Source organism: Undibacterium sp. RTI2.2 (genome assembly GCF_035018705.1).
In the GTDB taxonomy this organism is placed as follows: Bacteria; Pseudomonadota; Gammaproteobacteria; order Burkholderiales; family Burkholderiaceae_D; genus Undibacterium.
Genome location: NZ_JASJXN010000002.1, coordinates 23,765 through 43,705, shown reverse-complemented (window position 1 = coordinate 43,705; position 19,941 = coordinate 23,765). Strand labels below are relative to the sequence as shown.

General features: G+C 43.7%; 14 protein-coding genes. 8 read left to right on the top strand and 6 right to left on the bottom strand.

Going from position 1 to position 19,941, the window contains the following annotated elements:
- Positions 1–598 precede the first annotated feature (598 nt).
- The 7 genes from QN395_RS01300 to QN395_RS01270 are packed head-to-tail and all read left to right on the top strand — an operon-like array spanning position 599 to position 11,713.
- Positions 599–3,220 (top strand): tetratricopeptide repeat protein, encoded by a 2,622-nt coding sequence (locus tag QN395_RS01300; RefSeq protein WP_322118224.1) that lies wholly within the window; start codon positions 599–601, stop codon positions 3,218–3,220.
- Positions 3,213–4,331: a DegT/DnrJ/EryC1/StrS family aminotransferase gene (locus QN395_RS01295; RefSeq protein ID WP_322118225.1), complete on the top strand. Its 1,119-nt coding sequence runs from the start codon at positions 3,213–3,215 to the stop codon at positions 4,329–4,331. The genes QN395_RS01300 and QN395_RS01295 overlap by 8 nt, the downstream gene beginning before the upstream one ends.
- Before the next feature lie 10 nt (positions 4,332–4,341).
- Positions 4,342–5,016, top strand: a complete 675-nt coding sequence (locus QN395_RS01290) for an acetyltransferase (protein ID WP_322118226.1) — start codon at positions 4,342–4,344, stop codon at positions 5,014–5,016.
- Positions 5,017–5,055: 39 nt separating this feature from the next.
- Entirely contained in the window at positions 5,056–6,648 is a 1,593-nt protein-coding gene (locus tag QN395_RS01285; protein WP_322118227.1) for a class I adenylate-forming enzyme family protein, read from the top strand.
- 12 nt (positions 6,649–6,660) lie between these two features.
- The gene (locus tag QN395_RS01280) at positions 6,661–8,148 is read left to right on the top strand and encodes a Gfo/Idh/MocA family oxidoreductase (RefSeq protein ID WP_322118228.1); all 1,488 of its coding nucleotides are present in this window, start codon (positions 6,661–6,663) and stop codon (positions 8,146–8,148) included.
- 1 nt (position 8,149) lies between these two features.
- Positions 8,150–10,558, top strand: coding sequence for a glycosyltransferase (locus tag QN395_RS01275; protein ID WP_323491847.1), 2,409 nt, complete (start codon positions 8,150–8,152; stop codon positions 10,556–10,558).
- Positions 10,559–10,609: 51 nt separating this feature from the next.
- Entirely contained in the window at positions 10,610–11,713 is a 1,104-nt protein-coding gene (locus QN395_RS01270; RefSeq protein ID WP_322118230.1) for a class I SAM-dependent methyltransferase, read from the top strand.
- A 367-nt stretch (positions 11,714–12,080) separates the two neighbouring features.
- On the opposite strand, the gene QN395_RS01265 is transcribed toward QN395_RS01270, so the two are convergent.
- Positions 12,081–13,736: a GGDEF domain-containing protein gene (locus tag QN395_RS01265; RefSeq protein ID WP_322118231.1), complete on the bottom strand. Its 1,656-nt coding sequence runs from the start codon at positions 13,734–13,736 to the stop codon at positions 12,081–12,083.
- A 134-nt stretch (positions 13,737–13,870) separates the two neighbouring features.
- Positions 13,871–14,518 (bottom strand): response regulator transcription factor, encoded by a 648-nt coding sequence (locus tag QN395_RS01260; RefSeq protein ID WP_322118232.1) that lies wholly within the window; start codon positions 14,516–14,518, stop codon positions 13,871–13,873.
- 121 nt (positions 14,519–14,639) lie between these two features.
- Between QN395_RS01260 and greB the strand changes: the two genes are divergently transcribed.
- Complete coding sequence (greB, locus tag QN395_RS01255; RefSeq protein WP_322118233.1) at positions 14,640–15,188, top strand: transcription elongation factor GreB; 549 nt, start codon at positions 14,640–14,642, stop codon at positions 15,186–15,188.
- A 163-nt stretch (positions 15,189–15,351) separates the two neighbouring features.
- On the opposite strand, the gene QN395_RS01250 is transcribed toward greB, so the two are convergent.
- From QN395_RS01250 to QN395_RS01235, 4 genes are all read right to left on the bottom strand, one after another.
- Positions 15,352–17,676, bottom strand: coding sequence for a bifunctional (p)ppGpp synthetase/guanosine-3',5'-bis(diphosphate) 3'-pyrophosphohydrolase (locus tag QN395_RS01250; protein ID WP_323491846.1), 2,325 nt, complete (start codon positions 17,674–17,676; stop codon positions 15,352–15,354).
- A 51-nt stretch (positions 17,677–17,727) separates the two neighbouring features.
- Positions 17,728–17,931 (bottom strand): DNA-directed RNA polymerase subunit omega, encoded by a 204-nt coding sequence (gene rpoZ / locus QN395_RS01245; RefSeq protein WP_322118235.1) that lies wholly within the window; start codon positions 17,929–17,931, stop codon positions 17,728–17,730.
- A gap of 14 nt (positions 17,932–17,945) precedes the next feature.
- The gene (gene gmk / locus QN395_RS01240) at positions 17,946–18,587 is read right to left on the bottom strand and encodes a guanylate kinase (protein WP_322118236.1); all 642 of its coding nucleotides are present in this window, start codon (positions 18,585–18,587) and stop codon (positions 17,946–17,948) included.
- Between the two features lie 138 nt (positions 18,588–18,725).
- Positions 18,726–19,625 carry a YicC/YloC family endoribonuclease gene (locus tag QN395_RS01235; RefSeq protein WP_322121550.1) on the bottom strand — a complete coding sequence of 300 codons (900 nt, stop codon included), beginning with the start codon at positions 19,623–19,625 and terminating at the stop codon, positions 18,726–18,728.
- Positions 19,626–19,941: the final 316 nt, after the last annotated feature.

Below are 19,941 nucleotides of genomic sequence, written 5' to 3'. Positions count from 1 at the left end.
AAAGTTTAATGAATTTCCCCAAGTAAATATTTTATTTAGGGTGTAAAGTTTTATTTGCTCGCCCGCTAGTCGGCATCAATTCGAATTACTTGAGGGTGAAAATGATCTTATTTTCAAGATGAATTTTCTATAAATTTTGCTAATCTTCATCTAAATAATTCTGCTGACGATGCATTTAGGCGTTTTGGAAAGTTAAACCAAAGTTCGCTGCCTTAGCTTTAATATCAATTTGCCATTGTTAATGTTAATACTGACCATTTATTAGAATTTGTATAAGACAGTCCGGCGATGACAATATTATTGTGTCATCGAGAACTTAGCTAATTCACTTAAATTTATTGCTGATGTTTATCCCCGTAATTTAATACTCTATGGGTGTATTAAAAGTTGTCTAGGTATTAATTGGTCTATAAGGTGTATTTTAAGAAAATAGTGGGGGAGTATCTGTGGATTGAGCAGTCGCCATTAGTAATTGCGAACACATGCAGCGACGCAAATTCACTTATATCTTACGGTGGCTATTAATTATTCGGTAGCTTTACTGAGCATCATTTTTTCACTGGTATAAAAGGAAATCAAACGTGAGCCAAGTCTTGTCATGAGTAGTGAAAATGAAGTGGAGCTTAGTGAACTCACTTCGCCTGAGCAAGCTTTAGCTCAAGCGCTAGATCAACTAATGGCAATGGCACAGCAGTGCAGGCAAAGCGGTAATCTTTTGAAGGCGGAGGAGTGCTATGAGCTGATCTTGACGCATGCGCCCGAGCATGCAGACGCCAATTTCCAGGCCGGGCAATTGAAGCTTTTGCAAGACGATCAACTTAATGCGCTGGCTTATTTTGAGCGCGCTATCCAGGCGTCTCCGGCGACTGGCTCATATTGGTCGTCCTATATCGCAATTTTAAAGTCATTAGGTGAAGAGAGTGTTGTCGCTGAGGCGCTGAACTTGCGGGCGCATTTTTTAAGAGATACCACTGATCACCTGACTGCCTCTGAGTCAGATCAAAAAACGGATAACGATCCGCCAATAGCAGATAATCTGCCGAATTTGTATATCCCAAAGACGCGACCTCTGACTTCAAAAAAATCCTTCATTCCGTCTGAAGGAGTGGGTCAGCTCGTTCATTTGTACGAGAAAGGTATTTATTCAGAAGTGGAGCGTCTGGCACGCAAGCTGACAAAAAAAAATCCAAGGCATGGGTTAGCCTGGCGCTTTTTAGGGATTGCTTTGCTGGAGCTTGAGCGCAAAGAGGCATCTTTAGTTGCCATGCAACAAGCAGTACGCATTTTGCCCAATGATCCGATTGCGCATTTTAATTTGGCTCTCGGGTATGCGAAAATGAATAATTTCTCTTCAGCCGAACAGCATTACCAACAAGCGATCAATTTGAATCCTGCGATGTTGGAGGCATACAATAATTTAGGTAATTTACTCGCTGCACTATCCAAGTTCGATGAGGCGGAGTCTTGTTTTCGGGCTTTAATTCAATACAAGCCAGAGTTTGCTTTAGCACATCTCAATTTGGCTAATGTGCTGAAACAAAGCGAACGTTTGCAGGAAGCAAAAGCGGAAGCGATGCTGGCATTAAAGCTAGCACCAGACATGGCAGAGGCGCACAATTCTCTGGGAGGAGTTCTGCATCTCTTAGAAGAATTAGATCTAGCATCAGATCATCTGCAACGAGCTATTGCGCTGAAGCCAGATTTTGCCTCGGCTTACAATAACTTAGGTACGGTGTATCTAGAAAAACGTCGGTATTTAGATGCCCAAGATTGTTTTAGAAAAGCCTTGATTCATAATCCTAAAATGAGCGCTGCTTGCCGATGCTTAGGCGTCGTAGGCACTTTATTAGCAGAACCGATAGAGGAATCAGAACAATTTCTTCGAAGGGCGTTAGAGCTCGATCCCAAGGATCACTACGCAAATACTGCTTTGTTATTCTTGCTCAGTGAGGCGACTCATGTCACTCCAACCGCATTGTTTGCGGAGCATTTGCGTTTTGGTGAGCGTTTTGAATCGAGTCTGATATCAACCTGGTCAAAACATGCTAATGATAAAAACAGTGATCGTCCTCTAAGAGTCGGCTTTGTTTCGGGTGATTTTTACAATCATGCCGTTGCTACCTTTATTAGTCCGATCTTGGAGCACCTGCACAAGTACCAGTCTCTTGAGTTACACGCTTACTATAATAATGATGAAGATGATAAAGATACCGCCAAGTTGAAATTCTACTTTCATCAATGGAAAAAAATACACCTGAAGAGTGACGATTGGACATTTAAACAAATTGTTGCCGACAAAATCGATATTTTAATAGATCTGTCAGGGCACACATCGTTAAACAGATTGACATTATTTGCCCGCAAGCCCGCACCAATTCAGATAAGCTGGATTGGTTATCCAGGCACGACCGGTTTGCGTGCGATGGATTATTTTGTGACGGATCGATTCTGCTTGCCGTCTGAACAATTTGATCATCTTTTTTCGGAGAAATTAGTGCGACTACCTGCGATTGCTCCGTTTTCTCCGTCGCCTGAATCTCCAGAAGTAAATGATTTACCTGCGTTAACAAACGGTTATGTCACTTTTGGGAGCTTTAATCGAATCGGGAAAATAACGGATGATGTGATTCAAGTATGGTCAAACTTATTAAACGTAGTGCCATCTAGTAAGTTGTTTTTGGGCGCTATGCCACAAGACGCCAGTTTTCAGCATTTGATTGATGCTTTCTCTAGCAGAGGGATTTCTCGCGATCGGTTAAGCTTTTTTGGCCGGTGCGGGATGACTTTGTATCTTAAACAATTGCAAAAGATTGATATTTGCCTGGATACTTTTCCCTACAATGGTGGGACAACCACCCTCCACGGACTCTGGATGGGCGTACCGACATTAACCAAGGCGGGTTCTACCGTGTCTGCGCGGACAGGTATTGGACTTTTATCTCATGTTGGTTTACAGCGATGCGCCGTATCTAATGATGAAGAATTCGTTAAAGAGGGTGTGTATTGGGTTGAACATTTGGACGAATTGGCGCAACTAAGAGCATCTTTAAGGGATAGGATGAGAAACTCACCGTTGATTAAGCCTGAGCTTATCGCCGCAGGTCTCGACCGGGCGATGCAAATAATGTGGCAGAGATGGTGCAAGGGCTTAGCTGCAGAATCTTTTGTCGTTGAGGAAGCAGAATTGAATGTCGCAAAAAAATGGAGTAGTTATGAGTGACTTCACGCCACCACGCCCAATTTATGTTACGCAACCTCTGCTGCCACCACTAGCGGAATTTATGCCGTACCTAGAGCAAATTTGGGCGAATAAAATTTTGACTAATGGTGGACCTTTTCATCAGCAATTAGAGCAAGAGCTATGTGATTATCTCGGTGTAAAACACTTGTGTCTGTTTGCAAATGGCACGTTGGCGTTATTAACTGCCTTGCAGGCATTGCGAATTTGCGGGGAGGTAATTACTACGCCTTACTCGTTTGTAGCGACGGCACACTCCTTGTTGTGGCATGGGATTAAACCTGTTTTTGTCGATATTGATCCGGTTAGTCTTAATATGAATCCAGACAAGATCGAAGCAGCAATTACAACCTCAACTACTGCGATTATGCCAGTGCATTGCTATGGACATCCTTGCGATGTAGACCGGATACAAAAGATCGCAGACGACTATAATTTAAAAGTAATTTACGACGCGGCTCACAGTTTTGGGGTCCAATGTAAAGGCGGTAGCGTATTGAATTATGGTGATTTGTCAGTCTTGAGTTTTCATGCGACTAAGGTTTTTAATACGTTTGAGGGTGGCGCTATTATTTGTCCCGATGCAAAAACCAAAAATCGGATTGATCATCTGAAAAATTTTGGTTTCGTTGATGAATTAACCGTAGTGGCCTCAGGTATCAACGGCAAGATGAGTGAGATCAATGCTGCGTTTGGCTTGTTGCAACTAAAAAGTATCGATGATGCGCTGCAACAGCGCAAGGAAGTCGATAGAGCTTATCGGCGCGGGCTGGTAGGTATTGCTGGTATCCATTGCGTACCTGACGCTGGTGAGGACATTGCTAATTATTCGTATTTTCCAATTTTGGTTCAGCAAGACTATCCGCTGAAAAGAGATGAGCTATATCAAAAATTGCGTGATTCCGGAATTTATGCGCGACGTTATTTTTATCCGCTGATCAGCGAATTTCCAATGTATCGTAGTATCCCTTCTGCCCTGCATACTAATCTACCAGTTGCCAGCAAGGCTGCCAGTGAGGTGATTTGTTTACCGATTTACCCTGATCTGAATTTGTCTCAAATTGAGCGGATTATTGATCTGATTAAAAGTTGATGATCAGCTTATGAAAACAATCATCTACGGAAATGGGGCGATCGCAAAATTAGTTTTTTCATACGCGCGTCATAGTATGAATATTGCAGGTTTTACAGTGGACGATATTTGTATTGCTGATAATACGGATAGTTTTTTAGGTTTACCCCTAGTTCCATTTACTCGCGTAGAAGAGCAATTTGCACCCGATCATTACAACATGATCATGGCAATGGGCTTCGTCGATATGAATGCTCTGCGCGAAAAAAAATATCTGGAAGCGATCCACAAAGGCTATGTATTTACCAGCTTTATCCATGCTTCAGTAACCAAGCACGACGATGTGATTATTGAGGATAATTGCGTGATTCTCGATCATGTTTCTATTCACCCCGGATGTAGAATCAAGCAAGGTACTTTTATTTCAAGCAATGTCAATATCGGACACGACTGCAATGTGGATGAATTTAACTGGATCAATTCTGGTGTTGCGATTGCTGGCGGATGTCGTATCGGGCAAGCTTGTTTTTTTGGTGTTAATTCCTCTGTAGGTCATGGCGTGCACATCGGGGCTAGAAATTTTATCGCTGCAAACACGCTGATCAATAAAAGTACAGAAAACGATCAGGTGTATTTGTCAGAAGCGGGTCAGCTTTTAAAATTAAAAAGTCAATCATTTCTTAAATTTAGCCAATTACTTGGTTGATTGAATTGATTTGGACGATTACAGCGCTGGGAGGGTGCTTTGCTCCAAACGGATATTGAAGAGTCAGCGACAGCCAAAATTGCGCCCTTATTTTTTAGTTATGCCAAGAGCACACCCGAAAAACAAGCGATTTGGTGTGAGGGCGAGACAATAAGCTACCGACAATTAAGTGAATTAGTTTGTCGCTGGTCGCATGGAATGTTGACCAATGATGTTAAGCGAGGTGATCATATTGGAGTGATCTTGCCTAACTGCATTGAGTTTGTCGCATTGATGTTGGTCGCCGCGGATCTTGGTGCAGTATTAGTACCTTTAAACACGTCGTTGACGCCGAATGCAGCGCGACGAGCTTTTGATGCGGCGGAGGTAAAACATGTAGTGTCAAACGCTAGCTTATTGCGAGCATTATTTGATCCCACGAATGCACCAGAATCCACATTAAATTGGCTGGAAATAGATGGATTGTGGTTGAGTGTTGACACTGCCATTAACCATGCGAAACAACTAAGTCATGTGCTGGACAGTATTCCAGTGGAGGTACAGCCAAACAATTTAGCGCTAGCGGAAGATGCCTTTATTCTCACGATGACATCTGGTTCTACGGGTGATCCCAAGCCCATTGTGTTGACTCAGCGGACTAAATTTAATCGTGCCTCTGCTGCAATTGCGATCTATGGTGTGACAAAAGAGGACAAGACATTAGCCGCTACGCCGCTCTATCACTCTTTAGCTGAGAGACTAGTTCTGATCCCTTTATTGACCGGTGGAACTTGCGTGTTGATGTCTAAGTTTTCCGCCACGACATGGCTGAAGTGCGTGGCAACCGAGTTGGTGACTTTTACGATCGCTGTGTCTTCGCAACTGAAATTGATCGCGGAAGAGTTAAGCGTAATGAAAAAGAGTGACGCCAATACGAATCAAATTTCTAGTTTACGTTGCATTGTTTCTTCATCCGCACTACTTGAACATTCGGTAAAAGCGGATCTGTTAGAAAAGTTTGATTGCGAATTTCATGAGTGTTACGGCGCATCTGAAATTGCCATCGCCTCAAATTTAGATGGCGTTGCTGCCAAGATCAAGCTCCAATCGGTAGGTACGGCTGCTCTTGGAGTCGATATTAAGATCATTGATAAAAATGGCGAAGTATTGGGTGTAGGTCAAGAAGGTGAAATTGTTTGTAAGACGCCGATGTTGTTTGGAGGATATTTTAAACGACCAGATTTAACCAGCGCTGCGATGTGGGGAGACTATTTTAAAACAGGAGATACTGGTAAGTTGGATGAAGACGGTTTTCTTTATTTTCTTGGACGTACTAAGGACATCATCATTTCTGGCGGTATCAATATTTATCCCTCGGATATTGAAGAGGTCGTCGCACAGTTTGATACTGTGTTGGAGAGTGCCGCGTTTGCTTTTGCCGATCACCGGCTTGGAGAAGTTGTTGCGCTTGCTGTCGTACCTGTCAATAAAGATAGTTTTGATTTAAGGCAGCTTCGCTTTTATTGCAGTGAACGTTTAGCAGATTTTCAGCAGCCAAGAAAATTTTTTGTCGTAGATGAGTTACCTAGAAATAGCATGGGAAAGCTCATGAAATTCCAATTAGTACAGACACTGGGTAATAAGAGCGAATAGGATATAAAAATAATGCAAACTACTATTTCAGCGTCATCTGCAACTCCGTTAAAACTAGGTTTTATCGGCGGCTCTATTCACTCTGCAGTTGGGTATTCCCACTTCATTTCTAGCGGAATGGATAGACGATGGCAATTAGTGGCAGGATGTTTTTCAAAAAATACGTCTACAAATAATGAGACAGCGATCGCTTATGGTGTCAGCAAAGAGCATCTTTACGATACTTGGCAAGCCATGCTGGCTAAGGAAAAAGGGCAGCTTGATGCCATCGTCATATTAACGCCGACGCCAGATCATTCTGAGAGTGTCATTGCTTGTATGCGTGCTGGTTTTGCTGTCATCTGTGAAAAATCTCTCGCCGTTGGCAGCGAGCAAGCGCGTCAGATTCTGGATGTACGCAATGAATTGAATGCGTTCTTAGCTGTCACCTATAACTACTCTGGTTATCCGATGTTGCGTGAACTGGCAAAAAGAATTTCTGATGGCAAGTTGGGGAAGGTGATTCATTTTCAAGCAGAAATGCCGCAAGAAGGTTTTATCCGGGTAGATGCTCATGGCAATAAGCCAGCGCCACAGTCCTGGCGCTTATCTGACGGCGATATTCCGACTTTACATTTAGATTTAGCGGTGCACTTGCACCAGATTATTTATTATTTGACGAAACAAAAGCCGCTAGAGTTAGTATCAGATCAAAACCATTACGGCTGGTTTTCTGGAGTTGTCGATAATGCGAGTTGTTTATGTCGTTACACCAGCGAGATTCAAGGCCAGCTATGGTTTAGTAAATCGGCATTAGGACATAGAAACGGTTTAAAAATTCGTATTTATGGCGATCAGGGTTCTGCCGAATGGGTGCAATCTCATCCTGAAGAATTGATGCTTGCCTATGTAGATGGTCGACGTGAGGTTTTAGACCGTGCAGCAAGTGTCGAAGTTACCAATCAACGTCGCTACAATCGTTTTAAGGCGGGACATCCTGCTGGTTTTGTTGAAGCCTTTGCCAATTTATACGCTGATATCGCGGATGCTTTGCAGCTATTTAAGAATAAGGGTGAATGGCATTCAACGGAGGTGTTTAGTGCAGAGTTAGCGTTGGAGGGAATGTATTTTCTCGAGGCAATGGTCGCATCAGCAAAAACACGCGCATGGCAAACGGTAGGAAGTTCTCACGGGGCGCTTGCTCCAGTATTGGCGGCATTGCAGGATGTCTCGGATCAACACCATAATCTAAATAGTGAAAATTCTATTGACGTTGAGATCAAATCTTTCATTCTGAGATTATTAGAAAAAAAATCGAAGCTGCCTGAAAAATTTAACGATGGCAGTGACTTTATTAAAGAAGGCATCGTTGACTCAATTGGTATTATTAAATTTATTCTTGAGTTGGAATCTAGATTTGATATTGAAATAAATGAGACTGATATAGAAACTGACGATTTTCGCTCTGTAAGAGGCTTGGTCGGGTTGATTCGCAACAAGCTGACGACTAAGGCTAAATGAAATGAACTCTGTCGCTACGATTATTCCGCATGTTAATCACCGTTCATTAGAATTTTCGGTAGTGATCCCTGCCTACAATGCAGCAAAGGATGTTCAACGTTGCTTAAGCAGCGCGCTTAATCAGACGTTCGACAGAGACAGCTATGAAGTCATCTTAGTTGATGATTGTTCTACGGATGCTACTTTTTCGATTGCATTGGACATGGCAGGCAACTTCAGCCATTTGAGCGTAATTTCAGCGCCTGAAAACGCCGGTCCAGGGATCGCCAGAAATATTGGCATTCATCATGCAAATGGCTCATGGATCATTTTTCTTGATAGCGACGATACATTAGATCTGGATGCGTTGACGACATTAAAGCGTTTGATTGATTCACAAACCAATGACCTGGACATAGTTGCCTATAACTGGGCGTTTGATGACAGTCTCAGCATTCCGTCTACGATGCTGCCAACGTCAGGTCGACGCGATCAAGCGGCATTCAAATTAAATAAACGAGATTTGTTAAGTAAATATCTGTCCTTGCATATGGATGGATCGGTGATATTTACCGCCATCCGCCGGCAACTGATGATGGATCATCGGTTGATGTTTGCAGCTGGGTATCATGAAGACGTTGATTATATTTATCAGGCGTATTGGTATGCAAGGCAGATCGCGTATGTTGATCAAGTACTGTACTTAAAAAAATGGCGAGCAGAGTCGATTGTTAATACGATTTCGTTTAAGCATATTGATGGCTTTATTCGCGCCTGGAACAGCATTGCAGAATTTAGTAAGTTAGTGCATATCGATAATTGGACAGAGCTTGTTTCCTATTATCGTCAAGGCACAACGGGTGTTGTTGCTACGCGCCTTAGAGAGATTTATTTAAGAGCAGGTTCTCCTACGCAAGAAGCTGCCTTATACGACTATTTTTTTGAGCGTATTGGCGCAAATAAGGAGTTTGCGGCGGTCCAGACCGATCTGCAAAATGATTTGGTTTTGTCGCAAACAAAATACGGTCAAATAGCCAGTCACTTTATGCGGATGATGCAAGCTACAAATCTCTCGCTAGTACAGAGAGCTACATCCATTCACGAGTTTATAGATCAAATGATGAATAAAAGTTGGAGTTGCATTGATTTGCATCACTCGGTGTTTCTCGCGCCAGATCAAATACGTACCTGCTGTAAACGCTTTTTTGTCGATGGCGAAATACGCGGCGATGTTGTATTGATGGATGTGCCATTAGGTGAATTAATTCCGGTGACACCTGAGCGTATCTTAAAAGCGAAGCGCGATTTACATACAAAAATTAATCGTGCAGAGGCATCTGCTTGTGATAAATGCCCCTTCTTAGAGTTTAAGGAGTGGGGTGCACTAGATAAGTTAGATGTGAGATATCTGTCGTTTGAATATCATTCTGTATGTAATCTTAAATGCAGCTATTGCAGTGATACATATTATGGCGGCCAACAAGCGAACTATGATGTCAACCGCTTGCTAGATAAGTTCTTAAACAGTCATGCGCTAGATCAATGCGGCACCATCGTTTGGGGCGGTGGAGAACCTGTAATAGGCAAAGATTTTGACGTGATGCTGGACAAAACCGTAGAGCGTATTCCTAATGCGAAACAGCGCGTGCTAACGAACGCAGTAAAACATAACAACACCGTGCAACGCTTGCTCGCAGAAAAAAAAGTGACCGTTACGACCAGTATTGATGCTGGTACTGAGGCGACCTACACTCAGGTTCGCGGTATTGCGAGTCTGTTGTACAAAGCCATGACGAATTTACATCAATATGCAGATGCCGATCCTAGTCAGGTGACGGTTAAATATATTTTTACTGAAGGTAACTATTCATTAGACGAAGTGAAGGCATTTGTCGCTCTAGTGCATGAATACAAGCTGACCGATTGTAACTTTCAAATTAGTTGCGACTTTAAACATGAGACGATTGCCTTAGATGCGGTTATTTCCATGATTGCTATGTATGGTTTATTATCAGACGCGCACTGTCCTCTGGTATTTTTTGATGACTTATTGAGGCAGCGTCTCAGCGATGCTCATGGCGAGTCGGAACAGATCATTAAACAAGCCTTACAAGATCTGGGTTTGTCGCACATCCTGGCTGACCGCTCTGACTACCAATCCGTAGCAATTTGGGGGGCTGGTTGGCAATCGAAGTACCTGATAGAAAAATCTGCTTTTTTTAAAGATGTTGATGTCGCTTATTTTATTGATTCCAGACTATCGCGGATTGGGGAATGGTATATGGGGCATGAAATCGTAGGTCCCGATACTTTATTAAAATCAGATATTCCTGTCGTTATTGCTGCCGTTCAAAACTTGCCCTTAATTTATCAATCTTTTTTGGATCTTGGTATTGATGAATCACGCTTGATCAAGAAACTCATTTTTTAAAAAACAGCTTCTCTATAACTTATTTTACAAATGATTAACCAAGGAAACTCTATGGATAACCCAGCTAAACAGTCTGGATTGAAACCTATTTTGATTTTCCCCGCTGGTATGCCACGCTCATTGGATTTTCTTGAGAAATGCCAACGTGAAGGCCAGCCAGTAATCGGTTCTTCGTCGTTGGCTTACGATGTGTCTAAGGATAAATATGCTGCATGGACGTTTTTGCCCTATATCACCGAGCCAGATTTTAATGATGCTTTAAAACTCGCCATAGTAAGCCTTGGCATCGGTGGCATTTTTAGTCCTAATCCGGTGGCCTGGAATTATTTAAAACGTGAGTTGAAGGGTATTAATCCTGATGTCCAGATGGTCAATGATTCACCGGTCAATGATGAACTCAGTGGCTATCGCGTTGCATCTGCAAGGGCGAAGAAAGTAATCGACAGCCCTTTATTCGTTGCCTCTGACATTGCCTCCAAACCGCTGATCTCCGCTCTTGAAATTGCGACAATTTTCAGACATGGAAATGTGATCTCAGGCATGTGTGATGACGAAAAAATCAGTGCCTTGTGCGAGATTGCCCGGTTTAGCGTCGCAGGCGATGTTGTAGAAATAGGCAGCTGGTGGGGAAAGTCAGCGTTTGTTTTGGCACGCCTTGCACATTGCTACCAGATAGGGAAAACACTATGTGTCGATCCATGGTCTAGTGCACATCTGGTACAAAACGACGAAGGCGGTTTAGTCGACAGTGGTATTGCGCAATATGATTGTGATGAGGCACTGAGGGTATTTGAAATGAACTTATTGCCTTACAACGCTAATAATATTAATTATTTGCGCATGCCTTCAACTGAGGGAGCAACGCACTACGTTAAAACGAAAAATGCTACAACAGAGTCGTTCGGGTCAACTGATTATGCGGGCCAAATAGCAATTCTTCACATCGACGGCAATCATAGTTACGAAGCCGCAAAGGCAGACGTTGATGCGTGGACAGGGTTTGTTGTATCAGGTGGTTGGATAGTGATCGATGATTATGTGTGGCCTTACGGTGATGGGCCAAAAAAAGCGGGGGACGAATATCTGCTTCAGAATTATCATAGGATTAGTTCTGCTTTTGTGATGGGAACAGCGCTGTTTATGCAAGTTGTTTAGGCGAGTGGGATAAATAGCGAAGCAAAAATTGGCACTAAAGAATGTCGTTTGATTAATGCAGACTAAAACAGTTTGATTCACATACTCCCCCATTATTTTTTAAAAAATATCTTATTGTCCAGATATTATATCGGTGATTAAAATATACTCCTGGTGAGTATTTTTAATACTGAATTGCAGGGTCGCTGATATGACGCTATTTGTTGATCCGGGTAGTGACCGTTACTAGCGTGTTTCGTTTGTTCTAAATGATGGTATTTACAATCAGAATCAGCTTTCTTGGGAAAGAATTCTGAAGCGTGCTTAACGCAATAGTCGAAAAATTACTCTAGAACTTAGTCGCACATCCATTGCAGAATCAAGTTATTTACGCCGCCTTCACGACCCTATTTTTCCCTGTTTTTTTTGCTTCATACATCGCTTTATCTGCTCGCTTTACAACCGCATCTTGTGGCTCTTTGGGCGCACGTAATGCAACACCTGCACTAAATGTGATGAACAATCGTTGTTCGTTGGCAGTAAAAAAATGAGTGGTCAATTCTCGCTGCACTCTGGTCATCGCCAAGGCAGCCTCATCGAGACTTGTTTCTGGCATGACGATTAAAAATTCTTCTCCACCATAACGGGCAATCACATCGATTGAGCGTAATGTTTGTTTGACGATGCGTACCAGATGCACCAAGGCGTCATCGCCGGCCGAGTGACCGTAGGTGTCATTTAATTTTTTGAAGTTGTCCAGATCAAGCATGGCGGCGCAGAGCGGGGCGCCGCGACGATCTGCACGATCTGCTTCCCGTTCAAATACATCGTCTAGACCTCGGCGATTTAAGCTGCCGGTTAATTGATCCTCTCGCACCAGCTCGCTCATGTGGGCAAGCTTGTCCTCTAATTCTTTGATACGGGTCTCTGCTTCTTTGACTTCTTTTTGCGCACCCAGCATCATTTCATGCGACCGCATTGTTTCTGACTGGACGGTACGCGTTTCGTTGAGAATGGCACCGATCAATTGATTGACTTCATTGGGGTTGCTAGTGCTACTCAACTGGTGGGAGTAGCCATCCATCTTGCTATGATAGGTCTCAGTACTCACAGCCATTACACTTAAGCGATCGATGAAAGTCGCCATCATATTTTTGACGGATGTTTTTGACTCGTCAATACTATGTTTGAGTACGCCTTGCTTATAAATCACATCTTTTAAGCTGCGCGTCGCTTCTTCCAGCGTACGATGGTCTATTGGCCCAGCGATCAAAGTTCTTACCACTTCGATTTGTCCACGCAACCAATTGTCTTCGTCTAGTAGTTCGTGCACGTTATCTAGTAACAGTCCAAAGAGACGAAGCAATAGTTCTTGCTGCTCTCCTGTATCACCGCCTTTTAATTCAATTTGAAAGCATAGTTGTTTCAGGCGAGTAGCTATTACATTGAGTGCAGGCTCATTATCGGCGTCGCGTACTGCAACACCAATTGACTCTGACTCTGCAGCCAGTTGTGGTGTTGATTTGAGTACGGAGGCTAGTGCCAGCGTGAGCGTGCGGTACAGCATGTCTTGTAAGATGCGTTGACGTCCATCTTCTAAGGGTAAGTCATCCACCAGAGAGATTTTGTTAGCTACTGGGGGTGCAATTGGGTCAACTAAGCTGATGGAACTAGCTGGTTTTACCATTGTTTTTTCTGCCAATTGGGACAGGCCTTTGCTGTAATCCTCCCAATCCCCAATTTTTATTGCGCGGCTAAAGCGATGTCCAAAGTTGGCCAGATCACCCTGAGATTGTTGCAGGCTTTGCGCAAAGCTGAGTAGCAGGGTTTCTGCTGCAGACGGTTCCTGCGTTTTCTCTTCTTGAGTTTGAGGGGCAGGGGGTGTTTCAAGTTCTACCGGATCTGTAACACCTGAAATTTCTTGGTATAGTTTTTTATAAGCGTCAGGTGTCGGTGCAATTCTTTGAATCGCCAAACGTTTAAAGGTCTCTTTAGCGATATCTGCTGGGTTTTTAAATTGCGAATTATTTTGATTATTTGACATGATGCTTCCGCGCTTAATGCTTCAGGTAAGAGAGAATGTCCTTGCGTAAAGATTTTATTCTAATTTTGAATCAAGTTTATTTTTAAGATGGAGTTTTGTACAATTCCTGTGTGAAAAGACTTTAATTCTTTAGCTTATTCGACCAGCTGATTCTTAATCGCGTAGTGAGTCAATTCAGCGTTATGGCGTAGTTTCATTTTAAGTAATATTCTTGCGCGATACTCGCTAATGGTTTTTACGGATAGTGATAGTTCCCGTGCGATATCGCTGACGTTTTTACCGGAGGCGATCATGGTCATGGTCTGGAATTCACGGTCGGATAAAGTCTTATGCAGCTCACCTTCGTACTCTTGATTTAAATTATTTGCCATTTCTTGCGCTAGTTCTGGACTAATATATTTAAGCCCCGACGCTAGTTGTCGTATCGCACGCAGAATTTCATCTGCGCTGGCTTGCTTATTTAAATAGCCGGAAGCACCGGATTTGTGGGAGCGCACCGCATATTGATCCTCTCGGTGGATGGAAAACATCAAAATGGATATTTGTGGAGATTCTTTTTTGATTTGTTTCAGGACTTCAATGCCATTTTTATCTGGTAGAGAAATATCTAACAACATAATGTCGTACTCAAGCTGTCGTGACAGTTTAATGGCATCAAATCCGTTTTCTGCCTCGCCAACGACGACGATATCTTCGGTGCTACCAATAATTTGCTTTAGACCTTCTCGTATAACTGCATGATCGTCGACGATGATAAGTTTAATTGCGGTGGTATCTGTCATGCATGGACCTTGTAGGGCTAGTTCTAAACGAAGAGAGTGTATCCACCCTATTCTATAAGGCTTAATGTTGCTGTGGTAGTTAGAGCAGAAGAATTTTACCTAAGTCCGTTACAATAGAAAGATGAATAAAGCATTTGTAAAAGAAACTGAGCAGGACGACGATCAGGAATTTGGCATGCCTGAAATACCTGCTGGCGTAAAAAATTATATGACGCCAGACGGACATCAAAAAATGAAGGCAGAGTTTTTGCATCTCATGGATGTAGAACGACCTGAGGTAGTGAATATTGTCCATTGGGCTGCATCGAATGGCGACCGGTCTGAAAACGGGGACTATATTTATGGTAAGCGTCGGTTACGTGAAATTGATAGACGCATACGGTTTTTAACCAAGCGTTTGGATTTGGCAGAGGTCGTTGATCCCAGAGTGCATCATGGCTTGGATCAAGTATTTTTTGGTGCCACCGTCACCTACGAAAATCAACATGGCGAGGAGCTTACAATTACTATCGTTGGCGTTGATGAGTTTGATCCGCTGGCGGGGAGAATTAGTTGGGTATCGCCAGTTGCACGGGCATTAACCAAGTTCAAAACAGGTGATACCGTTACATTGCGGACACCTGCTGGTGTGGACGAGTTAACGATTACCGACGTGCAGTATCCGGAGTAATTGAATCCGGAGAATTTCTGTAAGTTCTGCTAAATTTTTATAAGATCGTTGCTTGGTAGTTGGTATCAAGCTCAGAACGAGCGGTAGGAAGTGTCGAGAGCTTGCGCAATATGGTCGCTTTAACTTAGTCACACAATTGTTAGTCGCGCAATTGGCTATGTACTTAACCGCGCTCTCGCCATATTTTGGTAACGCCCGCCAGATGCTTGATATTGCGCATCATGCGAGCCAGGTGGATGCGATCTTCTATTTGTATCGTGAAATGGATATTGGTCATATCGTTGGCTTGACCATCTTCTATGCTGACATGGCTAATGTTGGCATCGCATTCACCAATTTCAGCTGCAATTTTTGCCAGCGCACCGCGTTCGTTATTCACCATGACGACAATGCGGCTGTCAAAGCGACGGTTTAATTCATCTCCCCAACTGACATCAATCCAACGATCTGGTTCTTTGACTTGCATGCGTTTGGCATTTTCACAGTCGTCTGTGTGAACAACCAATCCTTGGTCGCGCTTGAGCTGTCCGATAATGCCGTCACCCGGAATCGGCATACAACATGGCGCCAGTTGTACTGAAATACCTTCACTGCCATAAATGATGACAGGATCGCGTTTGCCGGATTTTTCTCCAGCCAGTTCTTGAAATGGAATCGATGACGAATCGTCTTCAACCAAATCTAATATATGACGCGCTACCAGCGCTGCCATACGTTTGCCTATGCCAATATCGGTATATATTTCATCCAGAGTTTTGGCCGTGGATTCATTGAGTAATTTTTCAATTAAGCTGGAAGGTAACACTGGATTGAGGTGAACATCCAGTAGTGCTTGCGACAGCAATTGTTTACCTAGTTCAGTGGACTCATTGAGGTTGATGGTACGCAGATAATGACGTATTGCGGATCGTGCTTTACCTGTCCGCACATATGTTAGCCAGTTCGGTGTGGGGCGCGAATTTGGCGAAGTAATAATTTCAACGATATCGCCGTTTTTTAACTCAGATCGTAACGGCACTGGTTCATGATTTATGCGTGTGGCGATTGCCTGATCACCAATATCTGTATGGATGTTATACGCAAAATCCAGTGCTGTCGCACCTCGCGGCAGCGCAATAATTTTTGATTTTGGTGTGAAGACGTAGACCGAATCAGGAAACAAGTCGATCTTCACATGTTCTAAAAATTCTGCTGAATCACCGGTTTGTTTTTGAATATCCAGCAACGATTGCAGCCATGCATGTGTATGCTGTTGCAGATCTGTCAGACTGCCTTCTTCATTTTTATACAGCCAATGCGCAGCCACTCCAGATTCTGCAACGTGGTGCATATCTTGAGTACGGATTTGGAATTCCACCGGCGTACCGTATGGGCCGATCAAGGTTGTATGCAGGGACTGATAGCCATTCGTTTTGGGAATGGCGATGTAGTCTTTAAACTTACCCGGCATCGGCTTGTACAGCGCGTGCAAAGTCCCCAGCGCAAAATAGCTATTAGGGAAATTATCGACAACGATACGAAAACCATATACATCAAGCACTTGAGAAAAACTCAGGTGCTTGTCGTGCATTTTGCGATAAATGCCATACAGCGTTTTTTCGCGGCCATATACCTGCGCATTTAATCCAGCGTCTTTAAGCGCTGTTTTGACTGCTTCCATAATCTTGTTGACGACTTCGCGTCGGTTACCGCGTGCTGCTTTTACTGCTTTTGATAAAGTGCGGTAGCGCATCGGGTAGAGATGCGCAAACGCTAAATCTTGTAGTTCACGATAAATATTATTCAAACCCAAACGATGTGCGATTGGCACATATACTTCCATCGTTTCGCCTGAAATTCTGCGCTGCTTTTCTGGCCGCATCGCACCTAGCGTGCGCATATTGTGCAAGCGATCGGCAAGCTTAACCAAGATCACGCGTACGTCGCGCGCCATCGCCAACAACATTTTGCGGAAGTTTTCTGCCTGCGCTTCTATCTGACTCTGGAATTCAATTTTTTCCAGTTTGGATAAGCCATCGACCAAGGAGGCCACCGGGGCACCGAAGCGCTCTATCAGTTCTTCTTTTTTTACATCCTGATCTTCCATCACATCATGTAGCAGCGCAGCCATGATGGCCTGTACATCCAACTTCCATTCGGCGCAAATCTCCGCTACCGCAATGGGATGCGAGATATAGGGTTCACCAGATTTTCTGATTTGCCCAAGATGCATCTCATCGGAAAAGCGATACGCTTCTTTGACCAATTTAAGATCAGCAGGCGATAGATATTCTGCAAGACGATTGGTTAAGTCAGTGATCGATGCGACGCCAGCAACAGGTGCGCGTGGTGCAGGTGTTTCTGCTATGGAGGATGAGGCAGGAGCGATATTTTTTTTGGAAGAACTTGCAGAGGGTGTTGCAGATGAACTTGTGGATACAACCCGTCGTGAGATTACTTTCTCAGCAGCGGAGGCGGGGAGCGAAGAATTAGTTTCAGTAAGATTCATTCTGTCAGGTTCCCGGCTCCAAGCCGCTTCATGGTGTCGTTCTGAACAGAATTAACCAGGTACTTTTTTCAACATTTCGATACCGATTTTGCCTTCAGCGATTTCACGCAAAGCGATTACGGTTGGTTTGTCTTTTGAGTCTACTTTTGGAGTATGACCTTGCAACAGTTGGCGCGCGCGATAAGTCGCACAGAGCGTCAGTTGAAAACGGTTAGGGATATTTTTCAGTGAGTCTTCAATTGTAATACGTGCCATCTTTTTTCCTTCTATTATGAATTGGCATGAATGCCCAATTGGGCAAACAGCGCTGCATTGCGGGTTGCTTGCTGTGCAAAGCGACAGCGAGTCGCTTTAACAACGGCATTTAATTCTGCTAATGCCGTTGCAAACTCTTGATTAATAATAACATATTCGAACTCAGGCGCGTGCGCCATTTCGCCGCCGGCAGCTAGAATACGTCTGGTAATGATATGCGGTTCGTCCTGTCCCCGTTTTTTTAGCCGCTCTTCCAGTGCAGGAATCGATGGCGGGAGGATAAAAATCCGTACCGCGTCAGGGAATTGCCGTTTAACTTGTTGTGTTCCTTGCCAGTCAATTTCTAGCAAAATATCGGTGCCAGCTTGCATTTGACGCTCGATCATAATCCGGGAGGTGCCATAGTAATTTCCATGCACTTCGGCTGACTCTAGAAATTCTCCTTGTGCTTTTCGCTTTAGAAAGTCTTCTGCTGAGGTGAAATGGTATTCCCGTCCGTCTTGTTCACCCGGGCGTGGTGGGCGAGTCGTGTAGGAAATCGAGAGCTTAATTGCTGGCTCTTGTGCCAGCAAGGCATTTACCAAGGTTGATTTACCAGCACCCGATGGTGCTGCAACCATAAACAGGCTACCTGATGTTGTGGTGGATGTTTGCATAATGGCTCACTGAATTTACTTAATAAAATGATTAAAATAGTGGGGGTATATGGTAAAAGCGACCTTAATCCCCAGTAATCATATGGACATAAAAATATACAGGTGGCAGTATATGTAAATAGTAAAATTCATTAAAAGTCACTCAAGGTTCTGAACTTGCTCACGCATTTGCTCTATCAGTAATTTTAATTCCATTGAGGCATCGGCCAGTTCTTTGAGGGCGGCTTTTGATCCCAGCGTATTTGCCTCTCGGTTTAACTCTTGCATCATAAAGTCCAGACGTTTGCCGACTTGTCCGCCTTTTTTTAAAATATGTCTGGTTTCTGTCAGGTGAGCAGATAAGCGAGCCAGTTCTTCTGCGACATCAATGCGGATGCCATAAAGCGTTACTTCTTGGCGAACACGATCCAGTGCTTCTTCCCGGGTGATGCTTTGGTTGCTGGCGTTACCCACGTGCTGGCCCAAACCTAGCGCTTCTTCCATGCGACTTGTGGCTTTTTGTTGGAATTGCTGAACAACTTGCGGTACCAGCGGGGTGATTCGCAGCACAATTGCCTCCATCGCCTCAATCCTGTCGGTAAGCACCAGTGCTAGTGCCGTACCTTCACGCTCACGGCTAGTAATAAAGGCATCCAGCGTGGAGCTGATCCCGCTAGTAATCACGGATTGCAAAGCCTCCGCATTAATTTCTGCTTCTTCAATCACGCCGGGCCAGCGCAGTAACTCATTGCTGGTCAGCGGTGCCGCATTGGGAAATTGTTGAAGGATGCTGGCCTGGAACTGAGCTATTTGCGATAAAACCTCTGCATTCAAGGCTTTGGCATTACCGCTACTGGTTTTTTTGCCAAAACTGAAGCGGCATTCCACTTTTCCTCTGCTTAATTTGCGGGAAATCGCTTCGCGGAAGAGTGGTTCTACCGAGCGGAAATCATCGTTAATCCGAAATTGTAAATCTAAAAAACGCGAGTTGACGCTCTTGATTTCGATAGTAATCGTGCCGGCATCGGTTTCTTGGGTGCTGGCGGCGTAGCCTGTCATGCTATAAATACTCACGTTATTTCCTTGGTATGCTGTATGTTTCTGGACGGACATCTAATTTTATTATAAAGCTTACGCAGAACCTGGATGGCGCCGTTTGCTTGCCTTGTTCGAGATTCGGGCTATTTTTGCTACTGTATGTTGCGGACACAATTTTGTGTAGATGTTAATGATTTGGATTTTGCGGTTTTTTTGATATTGATGAACAGAGTTAGAGCGCAGCCAGCAAAGTAGAGGGATGGCTAGTCAGAGGTGATCTGTCCGATGTTGACTTGAGCGTTATTTACACACACTAACTAGAATAGTTACGAGGCTA

Excerpts from the sequence above, each read along its gene's own strand:
- QN395_RS01290 (WP_322118226.1), top strand. The coding sequence starts at position 4,342 with ATGAAAACAATCATCTACGGAAATGGGGCGATCGCAAAATTAGTTTTT.
- QN395_RS01260 (WP_322118232.1), bottom strand. The coding sequence starts at position 14,518 with ATGACAGATACCACCGCAATTAAACTTATCATCGTCGACGATCATGCA.
- QN395_RS01265 (WP_322118231.1), bottom strand. The coding sequence starts at position 13,736 with ATGTCAAATAATCAAAATAATTCGCAATTTAAAAACCCAGCAGATATC.
- greB (WP_322118233.1), top strand. The coding sequence starts at position 14,640 with ATGAATAAAGCATTTGTAAAAGAAACTGAGCAGGACGACGATCAGGAA.
- QN395_RS01300 (WP_322118224.1), top strand. The coding sequence starts at position 599 with ATGAGTAGTGAAAATGAAGTGGAGCTTAGTGAACTCACTTCGCCTGAG.
- rpoZ (WP_322118235.1), bottom strand. The coding sequence starts at position 17,931 with ATGGCACGTATTACAATTGAAGACTCACTGAAAAATATCCCTAACCGT.
- QN395_RS01295 (WP_322118225.1), top strand. The coding sequence starts at position 3,213 with ATGAGTGACTTCACGCCACCACGCCCAATTTATGTTACGCAACCTCTG.
- QN395_RS01235 (WP_322121550.1), bottom strand. The coding sequence starts at position 19,625 with ATGACAGGCTACGCCGCCAGCACCCAAGAAACCGATGCCGGCACGATT.
- QN395_RS01270 (WP_322118230.1), top strand. The coding sequence starts at position 10,610 with ATGGATAACCCAGCTAAACAGTCTGGATTGAAACCTATTTTGATTTTC.
- QN395_RS01250 (WP_323491846.1), bottom strand. The coding sequence starts at position 17,676 with ATGAATCTTACTGAAACTAATTCTTCGCTCCCCGCCTCCGCTGCTGAG.
- QN395_RS01280 (WP_322118228.1), top strand. The coding sequence starts at position 6,661 with ATGCAAACTACTATTTCAGCGTCATCTGCAACTCCGTTAAAACTAGGT.
- gmk (WP_322118236.1), bottom strand. The coding sequence starts at position 18,587 with ATGCAAACATCCACCACAACATCAGGTAGCCTGTTTATGGTTGCAGCA.
- QN395_RS01275 (WP_323491847.1), top strand. The coding sequence starts at position 8,150 with ATGAACTCTGTCGCTACGATTATTCCGCATGTTAATCACCGTTCATTA.